The organism is Mycobacterium sp. E2699 (assembly GCF_001666745.1).
Classification (GTDB): domain Bacteria; phylum Actinomycetota; class Actinomycetes; order Mycobacteriales; family Mycobacteriaceae; genus Mycobacterium.
Genome location: NZ_LZJH01000125.1, coordinates 23,138 through 48,734, shown reverse-complemented (window position 1 = coordinate 48,734; position 25,597 = coordinate 23,138). Strand labels below are relative to the sequence as shown.

Annotated in this window: 22 protein-coding genes, 1 tRNA gene and 1 pseudogene; 3 read left to right on the top strand and 21 right to left on the bottom strand. The window is 66.7% G+C overall.

The features are described 5' to 3' along the window. Window positions 1-22: 22 nt before the first annotated feature. The 11 genes from A5696_RS21390 to argS form a co-directional block, all read right to left on the bottom strand. The gene (locus A5696_RS21390; protein WP_067882995.1) at window positions 23-676 is read right to left on the bottom strand and encodes an L-threonylcarbamoyladenylate synthase; all 654 of its coding nucleotides are present in this window, start codon (window positions 674-676) and stop codon (window positions 23-25) included. Beyond that, entirely contained in the window at window positions 673-1,518 is an 846-nt protein-coding gene (gene prmC, locus A5696_RS21385; RefSeq protein ID WP_067882994.1) for a peptide chain release factor N(5)-glutamine methyltransferase, read from the bottom strand. Before prmC ends, A5696_RS21390 begins: the two co-directional genes overlap by 4 nt. Continuing rightward, entirely contained in the window at window positions 1,515-2,588 is a 1,074-nt protein-coding gene (gene prfA / locus A5696_RS21380) for a peptide chain release factor 1 (protein WP_067882993.1), read from the bottom strand. Before prfA ends, prmC begins: the two co-directional genes overlap by 4 nt. A gap of 91 nt (window positions 2,589-2,679) precedes the next feature. Continuing rightward, complete coding sequence (rpmE, locus tag A5696_RS21375) at window positions 2,680-2,922, bottom strand: 50S ribosomal protein L31 (RefSeq protein WP_066914959.1); 243 nt, start codon at window positions 2,920-2,922, stop codon at window positions 2,680-2,682. A gap of 213 nt (window positions 2,923-3,135) precedes the next feature. Beyond that, a complete protein-coding gene (fadD1, locus tag A5696_RS21370; RefSeq protein ID WP_067882992.1) occupies window positions 3,136-4,710 on the bottom strand; it encodes a fatty-acid--CoA ligase FadD1 in 1,575 nt (524 codons plus the stop codon). Between the two features lie 22 nt (window positions 4,711-4,732). Then, window positions 4,733-6,565, bottom strand: coding sequence for a transcription termination factor Rho (gene rho, locus A5696_RS21365; protein ID WP_067882991.1), 1,833 nt, complete (start codon window positions 6,563-6,565; stop codon window positions 4,733-4,735). Between the two features lie 267 nt (window positions 6,566-6,832). Beyond that, window positions 6,833-7,768 carry a homoserine kinase gene (thrB, locus tag A5696_RS21360; protein ID WP_067883017.1) on the bottom strand — a complete coding sequence of 312 codons (936 nt, stop codon included), beginning with the start codon at window positions 7,766-7,768 and terminating at the stop codon, window positions 6,833-6,835. An 8-nt stretch (window positions 7,769-7,776) separates the two neighbouring features. After that, a complete protein-coding gene (gene thrC, locus A5696_RS21355) occupies window positions 7,777-8,859 on the bottom strand; it encodes a threonine synthase (protein ID WP_067882990.1) in 1,083 nt (360 codons plus the stop codon). Further along, entirely contained in the window at window positions 8,856-10,181 is a 1,326-nt protein-coding gene (locus A5696_RS21350) for a homoserine dehydrogenase (RefSeq protein WP_067882989.1), read from the bottom strand. The genes thrC and A5696_RS21350 overlap by 4 nt, the downstream gene beginning before the upstream one ends. A gap of 3 nt (window positions 10,182-10,184) precedes the next feature. Further along, entirely contained in the window at window positions 10,185-11,603 is a 1,419-nt protein-coding gene (lysA, locus tag A5696_RS21345; protein WP_067882988.1) for a diaminopimelate decarboxylase, read from the bottom strand. Then, entirely contained in the window at window positions 11,600-13,252 is a 1,653-nt protein-coding gene (gene argS, locus A5696_RS21340) for an arginine--tRNA ligase (protein ID WP_067882987.1), read from the bottom strand. Before argS ends, lysA begins: the two co-directional genes overlap by 4 nt. A gap of 103 nt (window positions 13,253-13,355) precedes the next feature. On the opposite strand from argS, the gene A5696_RS21335 reads away from it, so the two are divergent. Then, window positions 13,356-13,428: transfer RNA gene (locus tag A5696_RS21335), tRNA-Arg, on the top strand. Between the two features lie 724 nt (window positions 13,429-14,152). On the opposite strand, the gene A5696_RS21330 is transcribed toward A5696_RS21335, so the two are convergent. Next, entirely contained in the window at window positions 14,153-14,731 is a 579-nt protein-coding gene (locus A5696_RS21330) for a hypothetical protein (protein ID WP_156738532.1), read from the bottom strand. After that, the gene (locus A5696_RS21325) at window positions 14,728-15,489 is read right to left on the bottom strand and encodes a hypothetical protein (protein ID WP_156738531.1); all 762 of its coding nucleotides are present in this window, start codon (window positions 15,487-15,489) and stop codon (window positions 14,728-14,730) included. Before A5696_RS21325 ends, A5696_RS21330 begins: the two co-directional genes overlap by 4 nt. A 348-nt stretch (window positions 15,490-15,837) precedes the next feature. On the opposite strand from A5696_RS21325, the gene A5696_RS27295 reads away from it, so the two are divergent. Then, the gene (locus tag A5696_RS27295) at window positions 15,838-16,926 is read left to right on the top strand and encodes a LuxR C-terminal-related transcriptional regulator (protein ID WP_197517043.1); all 1,089 of its coding nucleotides are present in this window, start codon (window positions 15,838-15,840) and stop codon (window positions 16,924-16,926) included. A 542-nt stretch (window positions 16,927-17,468) separates the two neighbouring features. Here the strand turns inward: A5696_RS27295 and A5696_RS21315 are convergent. The 8 genes and pseudogenes from A5696_RS21315 to A5696_RS29250 all read right to left on the bottom strand — a co-directional run. Next, window positions 17,469-18,866 (bottom strand): phage major capsid protein, encoded by a 1,398-nt coding sequence (locus A5696_RS21315; protein ID WP_082969090.1) that lies wholly within the window; start codon window positions 18,864-18,866, stop codon window positions 17,469-17,471. 313 nt (window positions 18,867-19,179) lie between these two features. Next, window positions 19,180-19,482, bottom strand: a complete 303-nt coding sequence (locus A5696_RS27290; RefSeq protein WP_082969089.1) for a WhiB family transcriptional regulator — start codon at window positions 19,480-19,482, stop codon at window positions 19,180-19,182. A 78-nt stretch (window positions 19,483-19,560) separates the two neighbouring features. Continuing rightward, window positions 19,561-19,833 carry a hypothetical protein gene (locus A5696_RS21310; protein ID WP_067882982.1) on the bottom strand — a complete coding sequence of 91 codons (273 nt, stop codon included), beginning with the start codon at window positions 19,831-19,833 and terminating at the stop codon, window positions 19,561-19,563. Window positions 19,834-19,939: 106 nt separating this feature from the next. After that, window positions 19,940-20,806 (bottom strand): hypothetical protein, encoded by an 867-nt coding sequence (locus tag A5696_RS27760; protein ID WP_156738530.1) that lies wholly within the window; start codon window positions 20,804-20,806, stop codon window positions 19,940-19,942. 281 nt (window positions 20,807-21,087) lie between these two features. After that, on the bottom strand, window positions 21,088-21,309 hold the full coding sequence (locus A5696_RS27285; protein WP_082969088.1) for an AlpA family transcriptional regulator: 222 nt from the start codon (window positions 21,307-21,309) through the stop codon (window positions 21,088-21,090). 98 nt (window positions 21,310-21,407) lie between these two features. Further along, window positions 21,408-22,520: a tyrosine-type recombinase/integrase gene (locus A5696_RS21305; protein WP_067882981.1), complete on the bottom strand. Its 1,113-nt coding sequence runs from the start codon at window positions 22,518-22,520 to the stop codon at window positions 21,408-21,410. 286 nt (window positions 22,521-22,806) lie between these two features. Further along, window positions 22,807-23,019, bottom strand: a complete 213-nt coding sequence (locus tag A5696_RS29255) for a tyrosine-type recombinase/integrase (protein ID WP_369803373.1) — start codon at window positions 23,017-23,019, stop codon at window positions 22,807-22,809. Beyond that, window positions 23,008-23,352, bottom strand: a pseudogene (locus A5696_RS29250) (adenylate/guanylate cyclase domain-containing protein); the annotation flags it as partial. The pseudogene A5696_RS29250 and the gene A5696_RS29255, both read right to left, overlap by 12 nt. Window positions 23,353-24,021: 669 nt before the next feature. Between A5696_RS29250 and A5696_RS21295 the strand changes: the two are divergent. Next, window positions 24,022-25,326, top strand: a complete 1,305-nt coding sequence (locus tag A5696_RS21295) for a cytochrome P450 (RefSeq protein WP_067882979.1) — start codon at window positions 24,022-24,024, stop codon at window positions 25,324-25,326. The last annotated feature ends 271 nt before the right edge of the window (window positions 25,327-25,597 follow it).

Sequence of the window (25,597 nt, the reverse complement as noted above, 5' to 3'; positions counted from 1 at the left end):
CAACCTGACAGCGAGCCGTCGCCTAGGCGATCAGGCTTCCGGCGTCCACGCCAAGCACTTCGGCGATCCGCTCGGCGCTCACCGGGCCCGCACGCAGGATGCGCGGGGCGTCTCCGGTCAGGTCGACGATCGTGGAGGCGGCCTGCTGCTGGGACGGGCCCGCGTCGAGGTAGACGTCGACCAGCTCACCGAGCTGACTGCGCGCCTCGGCGGCGTCGACCGCGGGCGGCCGGCCGGAGACGTTGGCGCTGGATACCGCCACGGGGCCGACCTCGCGAAGCAGCTCGATGGCGACCGGGTGCAGCGGCATCCGCAGCATGACGGTGCCCCGGGCATCCCCGAGGTCCCATTGCAATGACGGCGCCTGCGTCACCACCAGGCTCAGCGCGCCCGGCCAGAAGGCACGGATCAGGTCGCGCGCCCCCGCGGGCATCGTGTAGACCAGCCCCTCGATGGTGTGCCAGGAGCCGACCAACACGCCCACCGGCATGTCACGGCCCCGCCCCTTCGCCGCGAGCAGCGCGGCCACCGCGGTGCTGTCGAAGGCGTCGGCGCCGATGCCGTACACGGTGTCGGTGGGCAGCACGACCAGCCGGCCGCTCTTGAGGGCGCCTGCGGCCGAGGTGATTCCGAGTGAGCGCTGGTCGGGGTCGGCGCAGTCGAACACGGAGCTCATGCGCGACCCTTCCGCCGGGCCGTCACGAACCTCGGCCGTCCCGCCAGATCCCGACGGCCCTCGATGTCCTCGAAAAGCCCTGTGCCGCTCAGTGCTTCGACGGTCTGCGCCGACGTGGTGTCGTCGTGCTCGACGGCGAAGAGGCCGCCGGGGCGCAGCCAGCGCCCGGCGAGCCGGATGACGGCGGCGATCACCGCCATCCCGTCCACTCCGCCGAACACCGCGTGCGGCGGATCATGTTGGGCCACTTCGGCTTCCACGGCGCTGTCGTCGGGAACATAGGGCGGGTTGGCGACGACGAGGTCCACCCGCCCGTCCAGCTCGGGAAAAAGGGCCGGGTCGGTGACGTCGGCGCGCACCAGCTCCACGAGGGTGTCCTCGGTGTTGCGGCGCGCGTAGCCCAGGGCGGTGTCCGAGTCGTCGATGCCGATGACCCGCGCCGCGGGCCGGTGCCGGGCCAGGGCCAGGGCCAAAGCGCCCGAGCCGGTGCACAAGTCGACGATCACGGGCCGGGCGGGGAGCGGCTGCGCGGTGGCCCACTCCAGCATCGCCTCGGTCTCCGGGCGCGGGATGAACACACCGGGGCCGACGCGCAGCGTCACCGGCCCGAACGCCGCCGTCCCGGTGAGATGCTGCAACGGAACCCGTTGGGAGCGCGCCGCAATCATGTCGCCGTAACGCCCGAAGAATTCGTCGCCGGGCGCCTCGAGCAACGTCAGGCGGCCGCGCTCGGTGCCCACCAGGTGCGCGGCCAACTCCTCGGCGTCGTGGCGGGCGGAGTCGATCCCGGCCCGGGCGAGCCGCGCCGCGGCCGACTCGATCGCGCGCCGCAGGAGGGTCATGCCTGCTGCAGCCGCGCTTGCTTGTCGGCGGAGCTGAGCGCGTCGAACAACGCGTCGAGGTCGCCGTCGAGCACCTGATCGAGGTTGTGCGCCTTGAAACCGATCCGGTGGTCGGTGATCCGGTTCTCCGGGAAGTTGTAGGTGCGGATCCGTTCGCTGCGGTCCACGGTGCGGACCTGGCTGGCGCGGTCGGCCGACGCGTCGGCCAGCGCCTTCTCCTCCGCGAGGGCCTGCAGCCGGGCGGCCAGCACCTGCATCGCCCGGGCCTTGTTCTGCAGCTGGGACCGTTCGTTCTGGCAGGTGACCACGATCCCGGTGGGCAGGTGGGTGATGCGCACCGCGGAGTCGGTGGTGTTGACGCCCTGCCCGCCCTTGCCGGACGACCGGTACACGTCGATGCGCAGGTCCGACTCGTCGATCTGCACCTCGCCGACTTCCTCGGGCTCCGGGTAGACCAGCACGCCTGCCGCCGAAGTATGAACGCGCCCTTGGGATTCCGTCACCGGAACGCGTTGCACCCGATGGACGCCGCCCTCGAACTTCATCCGCGACCACACCCCGTCGGCGGTGTCCCCCTTGCTGGCGATGGCCAGCGTGGCGTCCTTGTAACCGCCCAGATCCGAGGTGGTTTCGTCCAGCACCGTGACCGTCCAGCCGTGCCGCTCCGCGTAACGGATGTACATGCGGGCCAGATCGGCGGCGAACAACGCCGATTCCTCGCCGCCCTCACCGGATTTGACCTCGAGGACGATGTCGTCGGCGTCGTGGGGATCGCGCGGCGCGAGCATGTCGGTGAGTTGGGTGTCCAGTTCGGTCACCCGCGTTTCGAGCTCGGTCACCTCGTCGGCGAACGACTCGTCGTCGGCGGCCAGCTCGCGGGCGGTCTCGAGGTCGCCGCGCGCGGCGGCCAGCTTGCGGTAGGTGCCGACGATCGGGGCCAAGCGAGCGAACCGGCGACCGGCCTTGCGCGCCTCGTCGGGATTGCTGTGCAGTTCTGGGTCTGCCAGCCGCTTCTCGAGGTCGGCGTGTTCGGCCAGCAGCACGTCAATGGTCTGCACCGGCTGCGTCATGTCTCACCTCCTGCCGCTTGTGATCGCCCCGAACGCGAACCGACGCCCGGCCTGTGCGCCGTTGGGCACAGTTCGGGCGTCGGTAAGCCAGCTATTTGTCGGTCGACTCGCCGTTGTCGGCTGCGGCCTTGCGCTTGCCGTAGCGCTTCTCGAACCGGGCCACGCGGCCGCCGCTGTCGAGGATCTTCTGCTTGCCGGTGTAGAAGGGGTGGCACTGCGAGCAGACCTCGACGACGATGTTGCCGCCGGGCTTGGTGCTGCGGGTGGTGAAGGTGTTGCCGCACCCGCAGTGCACGGTGGTTTCACCGTAGGCGGGGTGAATGTCAGCTTTCATCGTGTCCTCTTCGATCGTTTGCCGCCCGGACCGGGCGCGCACTCCATGAACCTGATCTGGTCCTGGGCTAGTCGACCCTCGATTATGCCAGGTCAACCTACATCCCCCCAAACGCGGAGCTGCGCCTGCGCATTCCCGGGGTGTGGGGCGGCACATGATGGGTCGAGACATAAGCCGTTGCGACCTCCACCGGCGGCGTGTCGGGTGCGTGGTTCAGGTGTCGCGGTAGACGCGGCTTTTCCCGTCGCGGGTCCAGACCACGCCGGCGCCGGGGGCCGCGCCGAGCGCGGTCAGCTCGCGCTTGAGGATCTTGTTGGTGGCCGTGGTCGGCAGCCGGTCGGTCAGCCAGACGTAGCGGGGCCACGCCTTGGGCGACAGGTCCGGCTGGGCGGCGAGGAACCGGCCGAACTCCCCGGGCGTCAGATCCGCGCCGTCGGCCAACACCATCGCCGCCATCACCTGGTCGCCGACGTGCTCGTCGGGCACCGCGTACACCGCGACGTGGCTGACCGGGGCCAACCGTTGCAGGATGCGCTCGATGGGCGCCGTGGTCATGTTTTCGCCGTCGACGCGCAACCAGTCGCCGCTGCGCCCGGCGAAGTAGATCCACCCGTCGGCGTCCCGGTAGGCGAGGTCGCCGGACCAGAACATGCCGTGCCGAAGGCGCGCGTCGGTGGCCTCGCGGTCGTTGTAGTACCCGGCGAACAGGCCCGCGCCGGTGGTGTTGACCAGCTCACCGATCGCCTCGTCGGCGTTGGTCAGGGCCCCGTCCCCGTCGAACGCGGCGGGTGGGCATTCGGCCAGCGTGCCCGGGTTGTAGACGGCGACCCCGGGGAAGCCGCGGCCCAGCGACCCCGGCGGGCAGCCGTCCTCGCGGGTGATGATGATCGCGCCCTCGGTGGACCCGAAGCCGTCCCACACCGTGCAGTCGAAACGCCTGCTGAACTCGGCGATGTCGCGGTCGCTGGCCTCGTTGCCGACCGCGAGCCGCAACGGGTTGTCGTGGTCGTCGGGTCGCTCGGGCGTGGCCAGCACGAAGGCCAGCGGTTTGCCGACGTAGTTCATGAAGGTGACGCCGTAGCGGCGAAGATCCGGGAGCAGACCGGAGGCCGAAAACGTCGCGGGCACCATGGCCGCGCCGGTGCTCACCGCGACGCTCCACCCCGCGAACAGCGAGTTGGCGTGAAACAGCGGCATCGACAGGTAGCAGACGTCGGTCGCGTCGAGCTCGAACCGCGCGATCAGCGTGGCACCGGCGAAGAGCACGGTCAGGTGGGTGACCTGCACGGCCTTCGGCTCGCCGCTCGTGCCGGAGGTGAACATCATCATGAAGGTGTCGGTGGCCGCCACCTCCCGGTGCGGGGTCGGCGGCCCGGCGCGCTCCAGCAGCGCCGCCCAGGACTCGCCGGACACGTCGAACACCCGCACGCCGGGCAGCTCGAGGCCGTCGAGCAACTCCCTGTGCGCCGGATCGGTCAGCAGGATCTGGCAGTGGGCGTGCAGGATGTCGCGGGCCAGCGCGGCACCGCGGCGGGTGTCGTTGACGCCGCACAGCACGTAGCCGCCGAGCGCGGCGGACGCCATGGCGGTCAGCATCTCGGGGCTGTTGCCCAGCAGCGCGCCCACGTGCAGCGGGCGGTCCGGGTCGGCGACCCCGATGACCGCGGCCGCGGTGGCGGCGGCGTCGGCCAGGTGCTCACGCCAGGTCCAGACCCGGTCGCCGTACTTCAGCGCCGGCGTGTCCTGGTCGGCACGCTCGCGGAGGAGTTGCTGCAGCGTCTCCGCCACAGCTTGCGACGCTAGTCGCTGACTAGTCGTTGTCCATCGACCCGGGGGTCGTCTTGGACACCTGCACCAGGAACTCGTAGTTGGTCTTCGTCTTGCGCAGCTGCGACATCAGCAGGTCGATGGCCTGGTGGGGGTCCAGGCCCGACAGCACGCGGCGCAGCTTGTGCACGATGCCGAATTCGTCGGGCGACAGCAGCAGCTCGTCCTTCCGCGTGCCGGACGGGTTCACGTCGACCGCCGGGAAGACGCGGCGTTCGGAGATCTTGCGGTCCAGCTTGAGCTCGGCGTTGCCGGTGCCCTTGAACTCCTCGAAGATGACCGTGTCACCGGTGGACCCGGTCTCGACCATTGCGGTGGCGATGATGGTCAGCGAGCCGCCCTCCTCGATGTTGCGCGCGGCGCCGAGGAAGCGCTTGGGCGGGTACAGCGCGGTGGAGTCGACACCGCCGGACAGGATCCGGCCCGACGCCGGCGACGCGTTGTTGTAGGCGCGGCCCAGGCGGGTGATCGAGTCGAGCAACACCACGACGTCCTTGCCCTGCTCGACGAGCCGCTTGGCGCGTTCGATGGCCAGCTCGGCGACCGACGTGTGGTCCGACGGCGGCCGGTCGAAGGTCGAGGCGATGACCTCGCCCTTGACCGAGCGCGTCATGTCGGTGACCTCCTCGGGCCGCTCGTCGACGAGGACGACCATGAGGTGGCACTCCGGGTTGTTCTTGGTGATCGCGTTGGCGATGTCCTGCAGGATCGTCGTCTTACCCGCCTTGGGCGGCGAGACGATCAGCGCGCGCTGGCCCTTGCCGATCGGCATGATCAGGTCGATGACCCGGGTGGTCAGCCGGTCGGGCGTGGTTTCCAGGCGCAGCCGCTGGTTGGGGTACAACGGCGTCAGCTTGGAGAAATCGGGCCGCTTCTTGGCGTCCTCGACGGAGCCGCCGTTGACGCTGTCCAGGCGCACCAGCGGGTTGAACTTCTGCCGCTGGTTGGGCTGCTCGCCGTCCCGGGGCACCCGAACCGCGCCGGTCACCGCGTCGCCGCGGCGCAGACCGTTCTTGCGCACCATGTTCATCGAGACGTAGACGTCGTGCGGGCCGGCCAGGTACCCGGAGGTGCGCACGAACGCGTAATTGTCCAGAACGTCGAGGATTCCGGCGACCGGCTGGACGACGTCGTCCTCGCGCAGTTCGGAGTCGACGCCATCGCCGGAGCGCTCGCCGCGCCGCCTGCGGTCGCGGTCGCGGAACCGGCGTCCCCGCCGGCCCTGACGGCCCTCGCCGTCGTCGTCCTGCTGGTTCGAGCCGCGGGACTGCTGGCCGCCCGAACCCTGGTCGCCGCCGGAGTCCTGCCCCCGCTCGTCGTTCTTGGTGTCCTGTTGGCCCCCTTGGCGTTTGTCCGCGTCGGCGCCGCCTTTGCGGGTGCCGGCGTCGTCCTGCTCCTGGGGTGTGCGGGCCGACGAGCCCGCATCGCGGTTGGCACCGCGGCGTTCCCGGCGCGGCGCCTCGGCGGTGGACCCGTTCTGGTCCCCTGCGGCGACCGGCGCGGCGGCCGGCGCTTCGGCCGCGGTGGTTTCGGTTTTCTCGGATTTGCCGCTGCCCTCGGGGGCGGCCGGGGCCGACGTCCCGTTGGCCTGTCCCCGGATTTCCTTTATGGCGGCGATCAGTTCGTTCTTGCGCATCCCCGAGGTCCCCTTGACGCCGACCTGGTTAGCCAGCGCACGCAGCTCGGGCAGCACCATGGCGGACAGGGAGCCGCTCGAGGCGGTGGTTTTGACGTCGGGAGCGTCTGTGGTCACGGCGTCCGGCACCTGATTGCTGTCGGTGCTCTCGCCAGCCGTGAAGAGGTCCGTATCAGTCACGGATTTCCTTTCTTCCCCCGCTGATCAGGTCATACGGGGGGTCGTTGCAGTCAGCCAAATTGCCGAGTGCGCCCAATCATCGACTCTGCGACGGTGATCGCCAGGGATCAGCGGAGAAAACGGCGAACCTCGTTTACGAGAAGAATTGGTGTTGTCCTAGCGGCAAGGCAGTATGTTTGCAGATGCAGATGCTGCGATTGCTGGACGGCTCCGAGGATAACCTGCATCCCTGTCGGAAGCAAGCAAACCCTCCGGCCACGCTGCGGATCAACCGGCGACGGTGACGCCCGGGTTCCAGCGTACTCCTTCGCCGGCGGTCATCTTCGTGACGTTAAATCCGTGTGCGGCCCCGTACTCCAGCGCTTCTGGGGGTAAGTCCGGCTCGGTGCTGAGTGCGATCAGCGAGGGGCCGGCCCCGGACAGCGTCGCTGCGATGTTGTGACGCCGCAGCAGCCGCAAATATTCCGCCGATCCGCGCATCACCGGGCCGCGTTGCGGTTGGTGGAGCACGTCCTCGGTGGCCGGCATCAGCAGGTCCGGCCGTTCGGTGAGGGCTACGACCAGCAGCGCGGCGCGGCTGACGTTGAAGCTGGCGTCTTCGTGGCTGACCAGGCCGGGCAGCAGCACGCGGGTTTCCGCCGTCAGCGAGCGGTCCTCGGGAACCGCGCAGAACAGCTGAATGTCCGGGTGCAGCCGCAGCGACACCGCCGAATATCGGGGCTCGGCACCGGTGCGGTCCGTCCAGGACACCACCGCACCGCCCAGCACCGCGGCCGCGGCGTTGTCGGGATGGCCCTCGAATTCCGCGCACAGCTGGATGAGCTGATCAACGCCCAGCGGAGTCGAACCCGTTTGCGCGACAAGCCCATTCACCGCCGCCAGGCCGCCGGCGACCGCCGCCGCCGAGGAACCGAGGCCACGCGAGTGCGGGATGGCGTTGCGGCAGCGCACCTCCAGGCCGGCGGCGTTGACCCCCGCGGCGTGCAGTCCGCGCCGCACGGCGCGGACCACCAGGTGGTCGGCGTCCAGCGGTACCTGGCCGGCGCCCTCGCCCTCGACCACCACGACCAGGCCGGAATCCGTTGTCTCCACGATAATCTCGTCGCACAGGCTCAACGCCAGACCGAGGCTGTCGAAGCCGGGGCCCAGATTGGCGCTGGATGCCGACACCACGGCGCTGGCCACCAGCCCGGCGGGCAGCATCCGGGTCACTAGCCCAAACCCAGCTGTTCGACGACGAGCACCGGATCCACCGGCAGCGGGGACACCTTCGGCATGTCTTTGAGCGCGGTGTCGGGGTCCTTGAGACCGTTGCCGGTCACCGTGCACACCACCGTCGATCCGCGCGCCACCCAGCCGTCGTCGACGGCCTTGAGCAGACCCGCGATGCTGGCCGCGGACGCCGGCTCGACGAACACGCCTTCGGACGCGGCCACCAGGTGGTATGCCGCCAGGATCTCCTCGTCGGTGACGGCCAGGAACCGGCCCTGCGATTGCTGCTGGGCCGCGACGGCCGCCGTCCACGACGCCGGCGCGCCGATGCGGATGGCGGTCGCGATGGTCTCCGGGTGGCTGACCGGGTGGCCGAGCACCAGCGGCGCCGCGCCGGCGGCCTGGGCGCCCAGCATCCGGGGCAGCTTGTCGATCACGCCCTCGTGGTGGTACTCGGTGTAGCCCTTCCAGTACGCGGTGATGTTGCCGGCGTTGCCGACGGGAAGGGCGTGCACGTCCGGCGCGGCGCCCAGCGCGTCGACGATCTCGAACGCGGCCGTCTTCTGGCCCTCGATGCGCACCGGGTTGACCGAGTTCACCAGCGCGATGGTCGGGAAGTCGGCGGCCATCTTGCGGGCGAGTTCCAGGCAGTCGTCGAAGTTGCCGTCGATCTGGATGATCTTGGCGCCGTGCATCACCGCCTGCGCCAGCTTGCCCATCGCGATCTTGCCCTGCGGGATCAGCACCGCGCAGGTGATGCCGGCGCGCGCCGCGTACGCGGCCGCCGAGGCCGAGGTGTTGCCGGTCGATGCGCACAGCACGGCCTGCTGGCCGCGGGCCAGGGCGTCGGTGACGGCCATCGTCATGCCCCGGTCCTTGAAGGAGCCGGTCGGGTTGAGGCCCTCGACCTTGAGGTGGACCGTGCAGCCGGTTCGTTCCGAGAGCCGCGTCGCGGCAATCAGGGGGGTGCCGCCTTCGAGCAGGGTGACCGGGGTCCAGTCGTCGCCCACCGGTAATCGGTCGCGGTACGCCGCGATCACTCCGGGCCAGGGTTGATGGGTGGCCGTCCGGGCAGCGCTCACAGGCCGTTTCCTTCCAGTCGCAGCACGCTGGTCACGTCCTGCACGACATCCAAATCGGCGAGGGCACGGACGGTTTCGGACAGCGCGGCGTCGGTGGCGGTGTGCGTGACCACCACAACGCGGGCCCCGACCCGCCGGCCACCCTCGTCCACCACGCCCTCCTGGCGGACCTCGGCGATACTGACCTCGCGCTTGGCGAATTCGGCTGCCACCGAAGACAATACGCCCGGCTCGTCGGCGACGTTCATGCTGACGTAGTAACGGGTGGAGATGAGACCCATTGGGGCGATAGGCAGTTGGGCGTACCGGGACTCCTTCGGGCCGCGGCTGCCCAGCACCCTGTTCCGGGCGGCCATCACCAGGTCGCCGGTGACCGCCGAGGCGGTGGGTGCGCCACCCGCGCCCTGGCCGTAGAACATCAGCCGCCCCGAGGCCGCGGCCTCGACCACCACCGCGTTGAACGCCCCGCTGACCGTGGCGAGCGGATGCGACAGCGGCACCAGCGCCGGGTAGACCCGGGCCGAAACGCGTTGCTGGCCATCGTCTCCGGTGATCCGTTCGCAGATGGACAGCAGCTTGATGGTGCAGCCCAGCGCCCGCGCGGACGCGAAATCGGCCGGGGTGATCTTGGTGATGCCCTCGCGGTACACGTCGTCGGCGTGCACCCGGGTGTGAAAGGCGATGGACGCCAGGATCGCCGCCTTGGCCGCGGCGTCGTAGCCCTCGACGTCGGCGGTGGGATCGGCCTCGGCGTAGCCCAGCGCGCTCGCCTCGGCCAGGGCGGTCTGGTAGTCGGCGCCGGTGCTGTCCATCGCGGACAGGATGTAGTTGGTGGTGCCGTTGACGATGCCGGCCACCCGCAGCACGGTGTCGCCGGCCAGGGATTGGGTGAGCGGGCGGATGACTGGGATCGCACCCGCAACGGCCGCCTCGAAATACAGGTCGACGTGGGCGTTTTCAGCGGCCTGCGCCAGCTCCCCGGTGGAGATGGACAGCAGCGCCTTGTTCGCGGTGACGACGGACTTGCCGTGCTCCAGCGCGGACAGGATCGCCTTGCGGGCCGGCTCCACCGGTCCCATCACCTCGACGACGATGTCGACGTCCTCGCGGCAGACCAGCTCTTCGATGTTGTCGGTCAGCAGGCCGACGGGAACGCCGCGGTCGGGCGCGACGCGGCGCACCCCGATCCCGCGGAGCACCAAGGGGGCACCGATGCGGGCCGCCAGGTCCTCGGCGCTGTCCTCGATGATCCTGACGACCTCGCTGCCGACGTTGCCCAACCCGAGTACAGCTACGCCGACGGCCTTTTCGTCACCGGGCACGGGTCACCTCACTTCCAGACTCAGCAGATCGTCGACCGTCTCCCGGCGCAGGATCAGCCGTGCGCGCCCCCCGCGCACGGCCACCACGGCGGGCCGGCCGATCATGTTGTAACGGCTGGACAGGGAATAGCAGTACGCGCCGGTGGCGGCGACGCCGAGCAGGTCACCCGGCTGCAGGTCACCGGGAACCCAGGTGTCGCGAACGACGATATCGCCCGTCTCGCAGTGCTTTCCGACGATGCGGGCCAGCTCCGCCGGGGCGTCGCTGGTGCGCGAGACCAACCGGGCGTCGTACTGCGCGTCGTAGAGCGCGGTGCGGATGTTGTCGCTCATGCCGCCGTCGACGCTGACGTAACGCCGGTGCGCGGTGGTGCTCACGTCGACGTCCTTGACGGTGCCGACCTCGTAGAGCGTGATGGTGCCCGGCCCGGCGATGGCACGCCCCGGCTCGACCACCAGCCGGGGGGTGGACAGCCCGACGGCCGCCGACTCGTTGCGCACGATGGCGCTGAGCTTGTTCGCCAGTTCGGCCATCGGCGGCGGGTCGTCGGGTGCCAGGTACGAGATGCCGAAGCCACCACCGAGATCGACGGTCGACAGCTGGGCGGTCTTGTCGACGCCGAACTCGGCGACGATGTCGTGCAGCAGGCCGATGACGCGGTGCGCTGCGAGTTCGAAGCCGGCGACGTCGAAGATCTGCGACCCGATGTGGCTGTGCAGCCCGACCAGTCGCAGGTGATCCGTGTCGAAGACCCGGCGCACCGCGGCCATCGCCGCGCCGCTGGCGACCGACAACCCGAACTTCTGGTCCTCGTGCGCGGTGGAGATGAACTCGTGGGTGTGCGCCTCGACCCCGACGGTGAGGCGCACGAGCACGTTCTGGACGATGCCCGCCTCCCCCGCGATGGTGTCGAGGCGTTCGATCTCGGTCATCGAGTCCAGCACGACGTGACCCACGCCGGCCTTGACGGCCGCGGTCAGTTCGGCGACCGATTTGTTGTTGCCGTGGAAGGTGATCCGCTCCGGCGGGAACTCGGCGTGCAGCGCGACGGCCAGTTCCCCGCCAGTGCACACGTCCAGCGACAGGCCCTCCTCGTTGATCCAGCGGGCGATTTCGGTGCACAGGAACGCCTTCGCGGCGTAGTGCACGTTGTTCCCGCCGCCGAAGGCCGCCGCCAGGTCCCGGCAGCGGGAGCGGAAGTCGTCCTCGTCGATGACGAACAGCGGGGTCCCGTACTCGTGGGCGAGCTGGGTCACCGGTAGTCCCCCGATGACCGCCGCGCCGTCCTCGTCGCGAGTTGTGCTGCGCGGCCACACGTTCGGGGCCAGCCGCAACAGCTCCTCGGGGGATTGCGGGCGCGGCGGGCTCTCGGCGTGGCGCGCGTCGTCGGCGTGCCGGGGACCGGCGGGATGGACGTTCACATTCGCTCCGGGGCGCTGACGCCGAGGATCGTCAGACCGTTGGCGATCACCTGGCGGGCGGCCTGGCAGAGCGCCAGGCGCGCGGTGTGCAGGTCGGTGGGCTGCTCGTCGCCCTGCGGCAGCACCCGGCACGAGTCGTAGAACCGGTGGTAGTCGCCGGCGAGGTCCTCCAAATAGCGGCACACCCGGTGCGGTTCCCGCAGCGACGCGGCGGTGTTCAGAACCCGCGGGAACTCGCCGATCGAGCGCAACAACGCGCCCTCCTTGTCGTGGCTGAGCAACTCGAGGTGCGCGGTGTCGGGGACCAGGCCGAGCTCGGCGGCGTTGCGGGCCAGCGCCGACAGCCGGGCGTGCGCGTATTGCACGTAATAGACCGGGTTTTCGTTGGACGCCGACGACCACAGCTCCAGGTCGATGTCGATGGCGGTGTCCACCGACGAGCGGATCAGGCTGTAGCGCGCCGCGTCGACGCCGATCGCCTCGACCAAATCGTCGAGGGTGAGCACCGTGCCGGCCCGCTTGCTCATCCGGACCGGCTGGCCGTCGCGGACCAGGTTGACCAGCTGCCCGATGAGCACCTCGACCGTGGCCGGGTCTTCACCGAAGGCGGCGGCCACGGCCTTGAGCCGGGCGATGTAGCCGTGGTGGTCGGCGCCGAGCATGTAGATGCACAGGTCGAAGCCGCGCTGCCGCTTGTCCAGGTAGTAGGCGATGTCGGCGGCGATGTAGGCCGGCTTGCCGTCGCTCTTGATCACGACGCGGTCCTTGTCGTCGCCGAAAGCGCTGGTGCGCAACCACGTTGCGCCGTCCTTCTCGTAGACGTTGCCGGTCTCGCGCAGCCTGGCGATGGCCTGGTCGACGCGGCCGCTGGTGTGCATCGAGTCTTCGTGGGTGTAGACGTCGAAGTCGGTGCCGAACTCGTGCAGCGACTCCTTGATGTGGGTGAACATCAGGTCGACGCCGATTTCGCGAAACGTCTCGTGCATGTCGGCGTCGGGCAGGCTGAGCGCGTCGGGCGCCTTCTGCAGCACCTGCGCGGCGATGTCGTTGATGTAGGTCCCCGCGTACCCGTCGGCCGGGGTCGGTTCGCCTCGGGCCGCGGCGATCAACGAGTTGGCAAACCGGTCGATCTGGGCGCCGTGGTCGTTGAAATAGTATTCGCGCTCGACGTCGGCGCCCTGGGTGGACAGCAACCGGCCCAGCGCGTCGCCGACGGCGGCCCAGCGGGTACCGCCGATGTGGATGGGTCCCGTCGGATTGGCCGAGACGAACTCGAGGTTGATCTTGAGGCCGGCCAGCGCATCGGAGTGCCCGAATCCGTCGCCGGCGCCCAGGACGTCGTCGACGATCTTGGCCTGCGCCGACGCCTCGAGGCGCATGTTGATGAAGCCCGGTCCGGCCACCTCCGCCGAGGCGATGCCGTCGGCGTTGGCCAGCGCCTCGGCCAGCCAGCCGGCCAGCTCGCGCGGGTTGGCGCCCACCTTCTTGCCCAGCTGCAGCGCCAGGTTGCTGGCGTAGTCGCCATGATCGGGGTTACGGGGTCGTTCCACGGTGACCGTCGCCGGCAACGCGGCGGCGTCCAGCCCGCGCTCGGCAAGCACCGCGGCAGCGGTGGCTTTGAGCAGCTCAGCCAGGTCGTCGGGGGTCACGAGCGTCCATCCTATTGGCTGGGGCGCCTTCCCCCGAATCTATTGCGGTGCTCGTCCGGTCACCGAGATGCGTTAGGCTGTCGGGGCCCATGGCGCGACCAGCGCCCCCGTAGCTCAGGGGATAGAGCGTCTGCCTCCGGAGCAGAAGGCCGCAGGTTCGAATCCTGCCGGGGGCACGGTCTGAACAGCGCAAACACAATCGCGTGCAAGATGCGTGAAATAACGGGCAAGGCAGGACTCCCGCGACCACCGTGGTATCTGGATGGAGGCTGCCCTGCTCCCGCTCGACCCGGCCAAGTTGGAGGTGGCGGGAGGTGACCCGGTAAGACGACAACCGACCTATCTCACGTACCTCGGCGTTAGGAACAGCGACCCGGCGGCGGCGCGGCGCGGCGCCAAGCTTGGAGCCGCCCGTTCAAGCTCTGTTCGTGGCGTCGGAGAATCCTGGATCGGATTCAAAATAAATGGCCTGTTCCAAAATTGCTGAGCGGATGTCGAGCCACTCGGCCCGTGGTAGACCGGGCGATTTTGTACGGAGGAGCGCGTGCGCCTTACCAAGCTCCGTGTCTTCTGGGTCTTCGGAGGCGACGATCCCGCCTTTGCCTCGGCGAACATCCCTGGCATGGAAACGACCGACGCCCTGCGTTTCCCACTTGGCTAGCCTACTTGTTGGAATTTCGTGTTGTCGCATAAGGCTTTCGAGACAAACTGAACAGCCGGCCGGAGCGGCCCTGTCACGTGGGTTGAGACTGAATGCCCCTGTGCCTAAGTGGGTCTCACCACTGATACGGTCTATGGTGAGCGCCCCCGGGGCATTTTTGGTCACACGCCGATATACGACTTCATCGTCAGTGATCGAAGGGTCATCACTGACCCATTCAGCCGGAGCCGACACGCCACTTAAATGATTTGCTGACGCCAGTGTGGGTTGGCGCGGTCGACTTCTTTCGAGAACATTTTCAAGCTGTGCTTCAGCTGGTCGTACTGGTGGATTGCGGCACCATGGCCAGAATAGTTTTCTGCAGCGACATTTCGAACGCGCCACCAGAATCCCTCAGCTGGATGAATGTCGATTTCGATGGACATGTCGCCCGCTCGCCAGTAGAAGGTCACTCCACCGTCGTCGGAGGAAATCGACGCGTAGACGGTATTCGGCGTAAACAGAACATCAACGAGTGTCACGGCGCGGTCGTAAGTGGTGCCTTCTATCAGCCCTTGCCCCTTGAGGCCATCGAGAACCGCATGCGCGCGGCTTTTTGCCGTTTGTCGTCCGGTCAACGCTCTCAGGCGGTCGTCGTTTGTCCACGCATCGACCGTTCGAGCCATCGAAGCAAGCGCGGCGTCAATCCTGGAGAGCTTGGCAAGCATCTCCTCAGTAAGTCGTCCCTGCCGCGCCCAAGCAGAATCGACTGCGAATTTGGCTTCCGCGAGCCTTTTGGTCAGACGACTGGCCGCCTCTTGAAAGTCGGCAGCGGTCATTGCCTCACCCCCCACTTGGCTCGCATCTCGTCATCCGCATTGTCCTCAAAGGTCGCAATCAGAGTCGCGTGTGCATCTTCCAGCATCGCACTTGCCGCCTCCGCCGGGGGCAGATCGCTGAGACTTGACTCCGGAAGGGGTAGTGACAGGACGTCGATCTCCAAGTGCGTTCTGCCCACTTCCTGTCCGGAATCCAGTTCCAGCATTGTGATCCGGCGAGTTCCGAGGTCGGTGTTGTCGCTTGCGTTCTTCACTCTGAGTCCAAGGTATTCAGCGTCACCCCCTCGACTACCCAGGGCGGGACCTTGCCAACCTGAGATGTAGCCAGCGATCCAGTCGACACCCTCGATGCTGTCGAGCACGTTCACGTAAGCGCAACGTGCCCCTTGGATTCGGAGAGTCTTATCACCCAAACGCTCAACAACTTCGAGGAAGTACGCAAACACGGCGTTCAGCTCCGCGGACAGGCTCGTAAACCCGGGATACATCGTGACCGCAGCTTCCGAGTCGAACTTCCATTCCAGGGAAATTTGGTCGCGCTGGTAGCTGAGGGTTCGGCTGAGGGAGTTGTCAACTTGCTCCACGGCGGGTAGGGGCCAACCGCCAGCAAGCCCGATTATGTCGACGCTGGGCAATTCGTCTGGGCGACGTCGAGGGAACGCCTGCCCAAGCGCCGGGAACTTCTCGCTCCATCGCTGATGAAGTGGCGCGACCATCGCCAGATCGAAGTTATCGATTGGTTCGACATAAATCGTCAAGGTCGTGGCTCGTACTGGTGGACGATCGTAGCTAGGACTCCCATCCATTCGTCCATAATTACACATCAACTCTCAACGGTCCTGGCACGACATATGTTCCCATGACCTGCGGAAAGTGGGGGTGAAGGCAGCTCTACACGAACCTTGCCTCGCGACCGCACCGCTCTAGAACGTGGTGCATACCACACAGCCCTGTAGCGCTGGCATGCTTTTGGCATGCATGATGCCGGACAGTGTGGGCCGTCCCAACGAGGCCGTCGGCCGCCGCGCGTTCCTGCGGCGGTTCGCGCGTCAGTACGTGAAGAGCGCCGGCAGGCTATCTTGGCGCTCCGGTCGACTGGATTGACCATGCATACGATCGCGCAACAGCTCGAGGTCAGTATTGAGACAGTTCGATCCACGCTGGCCGTCACGGGCGATCCACGCCCGCTGCGTAAACGCCGACCGACACCGCCGTGCATCGTCGAGGGCTGCGAACGCCCGCGAGGAAGCAAAACCGGCCACTGCCGTGGCCATGCGCGCCAACTCCGGGATAACGGCACAGTCACACCGTTCCACTCGCGACTGAAGCAACAGCAGGAGGGCCGCCGCAAGCGCGAGCAAGCGGTTTTCGCGCTGCGCGCGACCGGGCTGACCATGCAAGCGATCGCCGCCCAACTCGGTATTAGCCAGACCACTGTTCACCGGGCGCTCTGCGTAACGGGCGACCCGTGCCCGCAAGTCTTCACGGGGCCGAAGCGGTGCAGCATCGACGGCTGCGAACGGCCATCAAACTACGGCCCTGACGGCTACTGCTCAACGCACGAAAAACGGAAAAAAACGGGATTGCCGCTCGTACCTGAATTGCTGCGCGCACCAAACGGCCAGAACACGCCCTGCGTCGTTAAAGGCTGCACTCGACCGCGGGGGAATAAAGATGGCTATTGCAATGGCCACGCGCGGCAATTGAAGGACACGGGCGCGGTCACGCCTTCGTTCCAGCCGCGAATGAAGCAGCCAAAGTTTTGTAACTTCGACGGCTGCACCGGCAAAGCAAAGTCGAAGGGATACTGCGAAGCTCACCTTCGGCAGCTACGGGTGCATGGGCACATGGTTCCAATTCGAACCATCTTCGACGAATGCACCTATACCGGCGCGCACCATCGGTGCAGGGCGCTGTGGGGCCGCGTTCACAAGTATCCATGCGTCTGGTGTGGGGATCTCGCCGAGGAGTGGGCGTACGACGGCACGGATCAGTCGGAACTGTATGACACAAAGCAAGATTGGCAACTTCGCAGTATCGTCCCCTACTCGCGGTTCCCCGAGTTCTATATGCCGATGTGTAAGCGGTGCCACAAGAAGCTAGACATGGAGCGACTTCAGGCAGAACTCCGACAGTTTCGGGAGTGGCGTAAGGGTGAAAGGCAAATGCTCGGAGACGACGAGCCGCCGTTCTAGCGCACATCGGTGCGGTGGACAGGGGACCTACTTAACCTTCGCCCGCGACCATGTAGAAGTACCCGAATGTTTGGCCCTGCAGAAGGACATCTCATCTTCAGTTTGCCGCTTCCCGTAGACCTCAAGAAACCGAACGTCTTCGGTTTTCCAGCTTTCCCCGAAAACCGCTGCTGCACAGCGCCGACCAGCGCAAACGCGCGGAAAACTGTGGTGCAGGCGCGCCATTACAAGCCCGAAAAATCTTCGGTAAAAGCTTGAGGGGGGGCTACCCACGCTGGTGGGGCGTGGGTTGCCTCCCGGTCCCCGTCCTGTTTGACCGCCCCCCTGGGGTCTGGGCTTGAGTTGGGGTCCCGTGACCGAGGAAGCCAGCAAATGTGGCCCGACCAGTACCTCGGTCACGGGAGTCTTGGGTGGTGGTGCCCAGGTGGCCGGAAGGCCGGACAGCCCCAACATTTGGCCACCTGGGCACCGATTCCGTGGCGGGCCAGGCAAAGGCGCACACCGAAAGCGCCGCCACTTTCCCAAGGCCACGGAAGTCGTTGCTAAAGCGCCAACATGCGGAACGCTGCGGTGTTGATGCAGTCCGAACCCCAACGCGACCAGGCGAACAGTCCGCGCTGTCCAGTCGGACGCCGGTTGGCGCCGAACAGGTGCGGGATCAGTTCCACGCTGGTGCCGATGCGCTGGCTGATGACGAACTGGTTGAAGTCGCCGTATATCAGGGCGTGGCTGCCGGCGGCCAGGCTGCCGTCCATGTTGCTGGCTTCGCCCACCGGACGGCCTAGCAGCGTGCGCGGGTCGTTCTGGATGGAGGGGAAGCGGATCGCGCCGTTCGGGGTTTCCAACGCGGCGATGGCGTTGATCGCGGCCAGGTTGCCCAACCAGCGGGCGTTGGCCTGCCAGCGCGGCCCCAGCGTGTTCTGCAGGTTGTACACGTCGCCTGCGGCAAGGGTTGCCGACGTGCCGGCGTTCACCACGCTGGAGGAGCCGGTCAGCTTGGTCACCAGGCCGGTCGGTCCGCCCACGCCGCCGCCGTTGGTCCAGGCTTCGTTGAGCAACTGGGTCTGGCTGTCCGAAATCAGCTGGCCCAGCTGGGAAACCAGGTCGGTGCTGTCCATGGCTACCTCAAAGCTGTAGGGCACGAACGTGGACGCCTTGTAGTTGGGCACCTGAGGCTCCGCCAGTGTTGGCGAGGCGTCGGACGCTTCGGCGGCCTCCGCCAGCCACTCGCTGACTACGCCGTTGGAGTTGATGCCGTGCCACACGTCGGAAACCGAACGCACCACCCGCGCCCACTGCAACAGCGGGTTGATGGAACCCGCGCTGACCAGGTTGATATTGAAATCGACCTCATACGGCACCAGGAACCCGCCCGCGCTGTCCGTCAGGGACATCGCGCGCTGCTCCTGCTTCAGCCGTGAAACCCGCTCAAACGCAGCCCGTTCGGGTCCGGTGAATTCCAGGCCCGCGCGGGCTTCGCCGTGCGCCAACAGCTTCCGGAATGCGGACTTGTATTCCGGGCTGCCGCTGTCGGTTACCCAGCGTCGCATCCAGCTGCGCTCCAGCTCGTTTCCGTCGTCCATCAGGCGCTCCACGGCTTCAGCGGCGCGCTCGTCCAGGCCGCCAGCCTTGACCGACCGATCCAAGGTCCGCTTGGCGCTGTCCCGCTGCGGGGTGCCGCCAAGGGTGGGCGTGTGGTCGGTGATGGAGCCGCGCTCAATCCGCAGTTCCCCGCCGCCGCCACGGGCGGCGCTGGCCAGCGCGGAACGGCGGTCTAGGTCCTCAACCTGGCGTTGCAACTCCGCGAATTCGGTTTGCGCGGCAGCGAAGTCGGCGTCGTCTTGGCGGCTGGTCCGGTGCTTGCCGGCGATTTCGGAAATGCGGGCGTGCAGCTGTTGCATGCGCTCCACTGCTTGGTCCCGCGTCATGGTTTCAAACATGGTTGCGTCCTGTTCATTTCAAAGGGCTGAGGAAAGGTGGTGGCGGCCCGTGCTCGCGGGAACCGCTGCCGCACCAGCCTCATTTAGCCAAGAAGTCAAAGCTGGTGCGGCAACGGCTGTTCCACGCGGCTGTTGGCGCTGTCCAATGCCAACAGCAGATGAACCGCAATCCGGGCGGGGCAAAAACCCTGCGCGGGCGGGCAAACGCGAGCGGAGACCTGTGGCTTACGGCGCGCCCGAAGGCGGGTTGCACGGCAACTCTGGTCGCAGACTCCGATCATAACCAATCGCCCCGACAGCGTTGCGTCACCACTCATGCCGCGCGGCGTGTCTTGCGGCGGCGGGGTGTACGTCTGCGCGCGAAGTCACCCAACACCAGGCCAGCGGTCACCCCGAGCGGGCGTTTGGAGCGGGGCAGGCTGTTGGTCCAGTCACGGCATTCGGCTAACGCTGGGCATTGACGGCAGATGGCCTGGGCGGTCTCGCGTGCCTGGCGTATCTCAAGGGTGATGCCCCGCCCGTTGGCGATCGTTCGGTCGTACAGGTCTTGCAGGCCGCGACAGCTGGCTCCGTCCAGGTGGGGCACGTCCAGCAGGGACAACAGGTCACCGACCACGCGAGAGTCCTTCCAGGGTCACCAGGGGGCTGTGCGGCCCAGCCTGGCACCGCGCAGCGACCCCTTCGACGAAAACTGTCACTGCGGCGTGTCTTCGTCTAACGCCATCCCGGCGCACACCATCCGCAGGCCCGCTATCCCAGCGGGGCTGGCCAGCGGCTCCGGTGCGCGCCCGGCGATTTCCACCAGCGCCAGAACCAGGCTGGACAGCCTCCCAAGCTGATCGGCCTCGGCCAGGACGTGATTGACGCCTTGGGGGTCATGGCCATAGGCGTGGAGGCACAGCGCGGCGGCACGCTGAAAATCGGCGCGGGTGGGAATCATGCTGGGAAGTGCTTGCTGCTCGGTCATTTCGGGAACCCTCTCTGGTGAGTAGTGGCTGGTTCGTTCCAGCTGTTGAAAACTCGGCGAGCGCGGTCGAAACGCCTGAGGCGGCGGCGGCGCTGCCAGGCGGCGCTCATGCCGCTGGCTTCCCGTGCCAGCACTTGTCGTCGCCCAGGTAGCCGTGCTCGTCGCACAACTCGCAGCTGTCAATGCCGGCCAGGCGCTCCTTGTGGCGTTCGAGGTCCTCACGCACAGCCCAGTTGTCCCGTCTGGGTGGTGGCTTGGCTGCCCCGGCTCGCGCTGGGTTGGTGTTGACCAACATCCGATGGACCATGGCGCCCAGCTGTGGGCGAGGCTTCTTCTCGTCCATGCTCGCGGCGTCAGCCGCGTGGTCTTTTGCCGCCCCGCCAGGGGCGTCGCCAGTCTTTTGTTGTTGAGATGGATATTTGGGGTTGGGGTCTGGGGGACGGTTGTGTGGTTCGGCTAGATCGCCAACGCCGTCGTGCCGCAGCCCCGAAGGAAAACCCGAAGGAAAACCCGAAGGGTGGGCTTCTGCAGCCCCTATTTTTTGCCCTCCGCAGCCCCTATTTATCGAGTCCGTAGCCCCCATTTCTTTGCTGGAAATAGGGGGTCTGGGGCCACCATTTCGTTTGGGAATAGGGGCTGTGGAGCCACTATTTATTGCCGGGATTTGAAGCCGGTACTCCATCGTCTTGGTGTTCCCGGCACCGCGCGGGGCTTTGCTGGTGGGCACCAGGAACCCGGAATCCACGGCGTCCTTGCGCGCGTCCTTCACGGTGTCCAGCGACACCCCAAGCTCCTCCATCACCAGGGCGTTTGAGCGCCAGGCCTTTTGGCCGCAACGGTCGGCGGTGGCACCGATGTGGCATATCACCAAGCGCCGCACTGCCGAAATGTGCTTGGCCTTTCGCACCAGGCCCATCCACTCAAACTTGGGGAAGTCGGTGTGGCTGCGAACCCACCTGTCGGCGGTGCTCACTGGTTCGCCGCCAGCGCGGTGGCACCCACGTCGTGTCCGTCCAGTCCGATAGCATGGGCAGTGCTGCTCGCGGAAGTCTGGCAACTACCTGTAGCACTGGCGGGGCGCGTCCGGTTACGCGGGCGCGCCCTTCGCCAATTCTGTTGGTGCATTCCGTGTTTTCCAATCCGTCATGGTGGCCCGTCCTGTGTTCTCTCTCGGTGCTGTGGTGTTGGGTCGGTTTCCGTTGCGCGCGTCAGTCATTGGCCCGTGGGTTGGCCAGGCTCTGGGTTGGCGCGCGGCTAGCCAGCGCGGCGCTTGGCTTGGGGTGCCGGGGGTTCCAGCAGCTTGAGCAGGTCCTCGCGCCGGACGCGAAGGCAGCGCGGGCCGAACCTCACGGCCGGCAAGGTGCCGTCCTCTATTCGGCGATAAATCGTTTTCCTGTCCACGCCGGCATAGGCGGCAGCCTGGCTGGGGCTTAACAATGGGGGCAGAGGGGTCTCTGCCTCAGTGTGTCCAATCATGGGCCGTAGCCTGGCTCAGCCCACGGCAATTACAAAGCAGGGGAAATGTGCTTCCCCTGGCAGACCTGTTGGGACCGCAGGGAATTCACAGGGAAATCTTAGATTCGCTCCGCGCCAGCAAGTTTGGACAGCCGCTCCGCGATCTCCGCGTCACGGCCCTCCGCCACATGTTGATAGCGCAGCGCCATCTGCGGCGTGGTGTGGCCTAGCCTATGCATCAATTCCGCTGTGGTAGCGCCAGATTGGGCCGCCAGCACCGCGCCAACGTGGCGCAGGTCATGAACCCGCAGGGTGGGCTTGCCGATCGCGGCACGGGCCTTCTCCCAGTGCGGGCGGTAGCGGTCCGCGCGAAGATGGGTGCCGTCGTCGTCGGGGAACAGCAGCGAGTCAGCCCCCCGTCCCACATAGTTTTTCAAGTGCGCCTTGATGATTGGGCGGATATGGGGTGGCACCGCAACGTCACGAACCCCGGCAGCTGTCTTCGGCTCCCCGACGGTGAAAACACGGTCGCGGTAGGTGACTGCCCGCCGAACGTGTAGCACGCTGCAATCAGCGCTGACGTCCGCGCGGCGCAGCTCTGATGTTTCACCCCACCGCAGACCGCACCAAGCGGCCAGGATGACGCTGGCGCGCAGCTGGGCGGGCATCTCTGTAGCCAGCCGGTCCACCTCAGCCGGGGTGAGAATGTCGATGTTGCGGCGGCGCTTGGTCTGCATGGCCGACCGGATGCGGCACGGGTTCGCGTCTATCACTTCGTCCTGGACGGCGGTCGCACAGATCGCGTGCAGCAGCGCGTAGCCGTGGGCGGTCTGGGTGGGATGGTCGGCACCCAGCGCGGCGTGCCACTGGCGGATCGCTGCCGGCGTCAAGTTCACCATCACCGCATCGCCCAGCTTGGGCAGGATCAGCCGCTCCAACAAAGACTCATACAGGGCTTTGGTGCGCGGTCGCAGTTGGCGGTGGTCCATCCAGCGCCGGGCGTAGTCCCGCAGGATCACGCCGTCGCTGCGTTCGGTAGCGCCCCAGACTTCTCGGTCGATGGCGTCGCGGACCTTCGACAGCCACGCCTCTGCGGCCACGTCGGAGGCGAAGGTGTGCGGGGCCTTATGGAGCTTGCCGTCCGGGCCGATGTAAGCGGCTTGCCAGCGCCCAGACGGCAGGTGGCGCAGGCGACCGAAGCGGCGGCGTTTACGGCGGGCTTTACGCGGCATCCTGGGGGCCTTCCGTGCAACCAACGTGACAATAAGACTGTACTTCTATGCCCAGCAGTGTCCATTACTGCCGCTTAGCAGAAGCACCATAAGCCCAGCTAAAGCCGCATAAATCCATGGTGAACACGCTCGGTCGCGCCGTCACGTCTAACAGGTTCGAATCCTGCCGGGGGCACCACACGAAGCACCGGCTGACCTGCGATGACACGAATCAGCCTGTGTTCGAACCGCTCCTATGAGAGCCTCAGTGTCACGAGGATGTCACAACATCCATCGAACTGTTGATCTACCCGCCGGGAGTGACAACCTGCCCCAGCGTTGCGCTGGCCGCCTTAAGCGCATGGTCCTGGCTGTGGGCGTAGATACGCGCCGTGGTCGATGCGTCAGCGTGACCCAGCCACTTGGCGATGACGGCCATCGGCACGCCGCGAAGGTGCAATGCGGTGCCGCACGAATGGCGGGCGTCATGCAAGCGGAGCCGGCGCACGCCGGCGGCCATTACCCGTGCTGCACGGTTCTGCACCGTTCTGAAGTAGTCCGCCCCCCGCAGTTCGGCTTCGCCGGTCGCGATGCCCATCCGCACCGGCAACTCCAGTGCCCGCTGCGCGGCGACTGCCGCATCCACCGCACACCTCGGCGAGGCGAACACGGCACACACACCGTCACCGGTGTGCTTGAACAACCAGCCGCCCTGCGCCTCAATCGCCTTGCACAACACGTCGTCATGGGCAGCGAGGGCGATCCGCATCCTCTCGGCGTCGGCTTCCCACCGACGGGTCCCACCCTTGACATCGGTGAACAGAAACGTCACCACGCCTGATGGTGCAGCCACCGGAGGAACGGACACCGCTTTAGCCCCGTTCTCTCGTGTCGCCGACGGAATCAGCCAATCGCTCGAGTTCTGCTCGGGCCTGGTCGATTTGGTCGTAGGCGTCGGGGTGGGCCGCCACGCGAATCGGTCGGCGGGGTCTTTGGTTGTTCGTCTGTCCTGTCCCCGTCGCCGCTGGGTTTGAATGGAGTAGTCGACTACTCTGGGCGGCCATCTCCGCCGCGCCTGAGACTGTTTGGGTTGCGCCCAAAAGAGGAGGCCGCGGTGACAAGTCCAAATTATGATGCTGACCGCGAATACCGGCTGATGATGAGAGATCTGTCGCTACTCACGGCCACGTTCACCTTGATTCTCGTCGTGCTGCTGGCCATAGGTTGGCCGTACCCCGGGTAGGACGCCCATACCTGGGGTGGTCACCGTGTTCGCTGCGATGGTCACCGTCTTTGCTGGGCATCTCTTCGCCGTCGCCGCTGCCTAAAACCGTTGACAGGCAGTCAGAACGGGTACGGCGCTCGGACAGACTTTTGCACCCCCTCCTCGCCATCATCTACCGAGGTGGGGGGCGCAGGTCAGCGTTGGCCGCCGACAGCCTCGGGAAAATGCGCCACAGCGAGTTCTGTGGACCACCGACGTGACAGGGTGTCACACTCAGGGTCGGACCGGGAGGTCACCATGACAACGATTGGCTCGGCTATCACGCACCGCGAAAATGGCACACCGCCACCGGAGGTGCTATTGAGCGATATCGACCTGGGCTCACTCGAGTTCTGGAGTTGGGACGACGACCGCCGCGACGGGGCGTTCGTCACGCTCCGCCGCGAAGCGCCGATAGCGTTCTTCGAGGCTCCCCGCATACCCGGGTTCGAATCGGGCCCCGGGCATTGGGCACTGACGTCGTTCGACCATGTGCATCATGCGAGCCGGCACCCGGAAGTCTTCAGTTCGATCCCGACGAGCGTGTCATTGCTCGAGATCGACGCGGCGATCGCGGAGTTCAGCGGATCAATGATCAACCTCGACGACCCGCGCCACCAACGGCTGCGATCGATAGTCAACCGCGCGTTCACCCCCAAGATGGTGGCCCGCATCGAGGAAAGCGTACGTACCCGGGCGCAGCAACTGGTGAGCGACATGCTGGCCAACCACCCCGACGGGGAGGCGGACTTCGTCGAGTCCCTCTCGGGTCCGCTTCCGCTGCAAATCATCTGCGACATGATGGGCATCCCCGAAGCGGACGAGCACAAGGTCTTCCACTGGACGTCGGTCATCTTGGGAACCGGTGACGAGGAGGTGACCACCGGCCACGACGAGGCGATTCAGGCGGTACTCGACCTCGCCGCGTACGGCGCCCAGTTGGCCGAGTCCCGCCGTGCCGAACCCGCCGACGATCTGACCTCGAACCTGGTACGGGCAGAGGTCGACGGTGAGCGCCTGTCGTCTGCGGAAATCGCATCGTTTTTCATCCTGTTGTCCGGTGCGGGCAACGAGACCACCCGCAACGCCATCAGTCACGGCATGGTGGCGTTGAGCCGTTACCCCGATGCGCGGGACAAATGGTGGGCCGATTTCGACGGCGTCGCCGCTACCGCGGTCGAGGAGATCGTGCGCTGGGCCACTCCGGTGATCTTCATGCGACGCAATCTCAACGAGGACGTCGAACTCGGCGGTGTGGCGATGAAGGCCGGCGACAAGGTTTCGATGTGGTACAACTCGGCCAACCGCGACGAAACCAAGTTCGACAACCCCTGGTTGTTCGACGTCACCCGAAATCCCAACCCGCACTTTGGATACGGCGGAGGTGGAGCCCACTTCTGTCTGGGCGCCAACCTGGCCCGGCGGGAGATCCGGGTGCTGTTCGAGGAGTTGCGCAACCGCATCCCCGATATCGTCGCCGTCGAGGAACCGGCCATCCTGCGCTCGGCGTTCATCCACGGCATCAAACGACTGCCTGTCGGTTGGACGCCCGCGGCTCAATGAGTGGGGGTGGGCGCTCGCACGTCTGATTCGAGATTGAACTGCGATGGCCTTTCACACCATTAGCTCTGGCTTCGCTGGGTCGAGCGGCAACCGCCTCCTTGTCGCACCGCTGTGTACCCGCTCCGGGTGTCGAATGTCTAGCACCCGCCCTGCGCCGCACGGCCATCAACTTGTGGCGCGGAAACGCCCCGCGCAAAAGGGACGCCGGTACGCAGACGGGTGCGCTCTTACAGCCGACGGCAGATGGTGGAAGTTGATGGCTAAGGCATCG

What these genes read in the sequence shown, in the direction of transcription:
- A5696_RS21390 (WP_067882995.1), bottom strand. Translation starts at nt 676, where the DNA reads ATGAGCTCCGTGTTCGACTGCGCCGACCCCGACCAGCGCTCACTCGGA.
- prmC (WP_067882994.1), bottom strand. Translation starts at nt 1,518, where the DNA reads ATGACCCTCCTGCGGCGCGCGATCGAGTCGGCCGCGGCGCGGCTCGCC.
- prfA (WP_067882993.1), bottom strand. Translation starts at nt 2,588, where the DNA reads ATGACGCAGCCGGTGCAGACCATTGACGTGCTGCTGGCCGAACACGCC.
- rpmE (WP_066914959.1), bottom strand. Translation starts at nt 2,922, where the DNA reads ATGAAAGCTGACATTCACCCCGCCTACGGTGAAACCACCGTGCACTGC.
- thrB (WP_067883017.1), bottom strand. Translation starts at nt 7,768, where the DNA reads ATGCTGCCCGCCGGGCTGGTGGCCAGCGCCGTGGTGTCGGCATCCAGC.
- A5696_RS21330 (WP_156738532.1), bottom strand. Translation starts at nt 14,731, where the DNA reads ATGACCGCTGCCGACTTTCAAGAGGCGGCCAGTCGTCTGACCAAAAGG.
- A5696_RS27295 (WP_197517043.1), top strand. Translation starts at nt 15,838, where the DNA reads ATGCATACGATCGCGCAACAGCTCGAGGTCAGTATTGAGACAGTTCGA.
- A5696_RS21315 (WP_082969090.1), bottom strand. Translation starts at nt 18,866, where the DNA reads ATGTTTGAAACCATGACGCGGGACCAAGCAGTGGAGCGCATGCAACAG.
- A5696_RS21310 (WP_067882982.1), bottom strand. Translation starts at nt 19,833, where the DNA reads ATGACCGAGCAGCAAGCACTTCCCAGCATGATTCCCACCCGCGCCGAT.
- A5696_RS27285 (WP_082969088.1), bottom strand. Translation starts at nt 21,309, where the DNA reads ATGATTGGACACACTGAGGCAGAGACCCCTCTGCCCCCATTGTTAAGC.
- A5696_RS21305 (WP_067882981.1), bottom strand. Translation starts at nt 22,520, where the DNA reads ATGCCGCGTAAAGCCCGCCGTAAACGCCGCCGCTTCGGTCGCCTGCGC.
- A5696_RS29255 (WP_369803373.1), bottom strand. Translation starts at nt 23,019, where the DNA reads ATGGCCGCCGGCGTGCGCCGGCTCCGCTTGCATGACGCCCGCCATTCG.
- A5696_RS21295 (WP_067882979.1), top strand. Translation starts at nt 24,022, where the DNA reads ATGACAACGATTGGCTCGGCTATCACGCACCGCGAAAATGGCACACCG.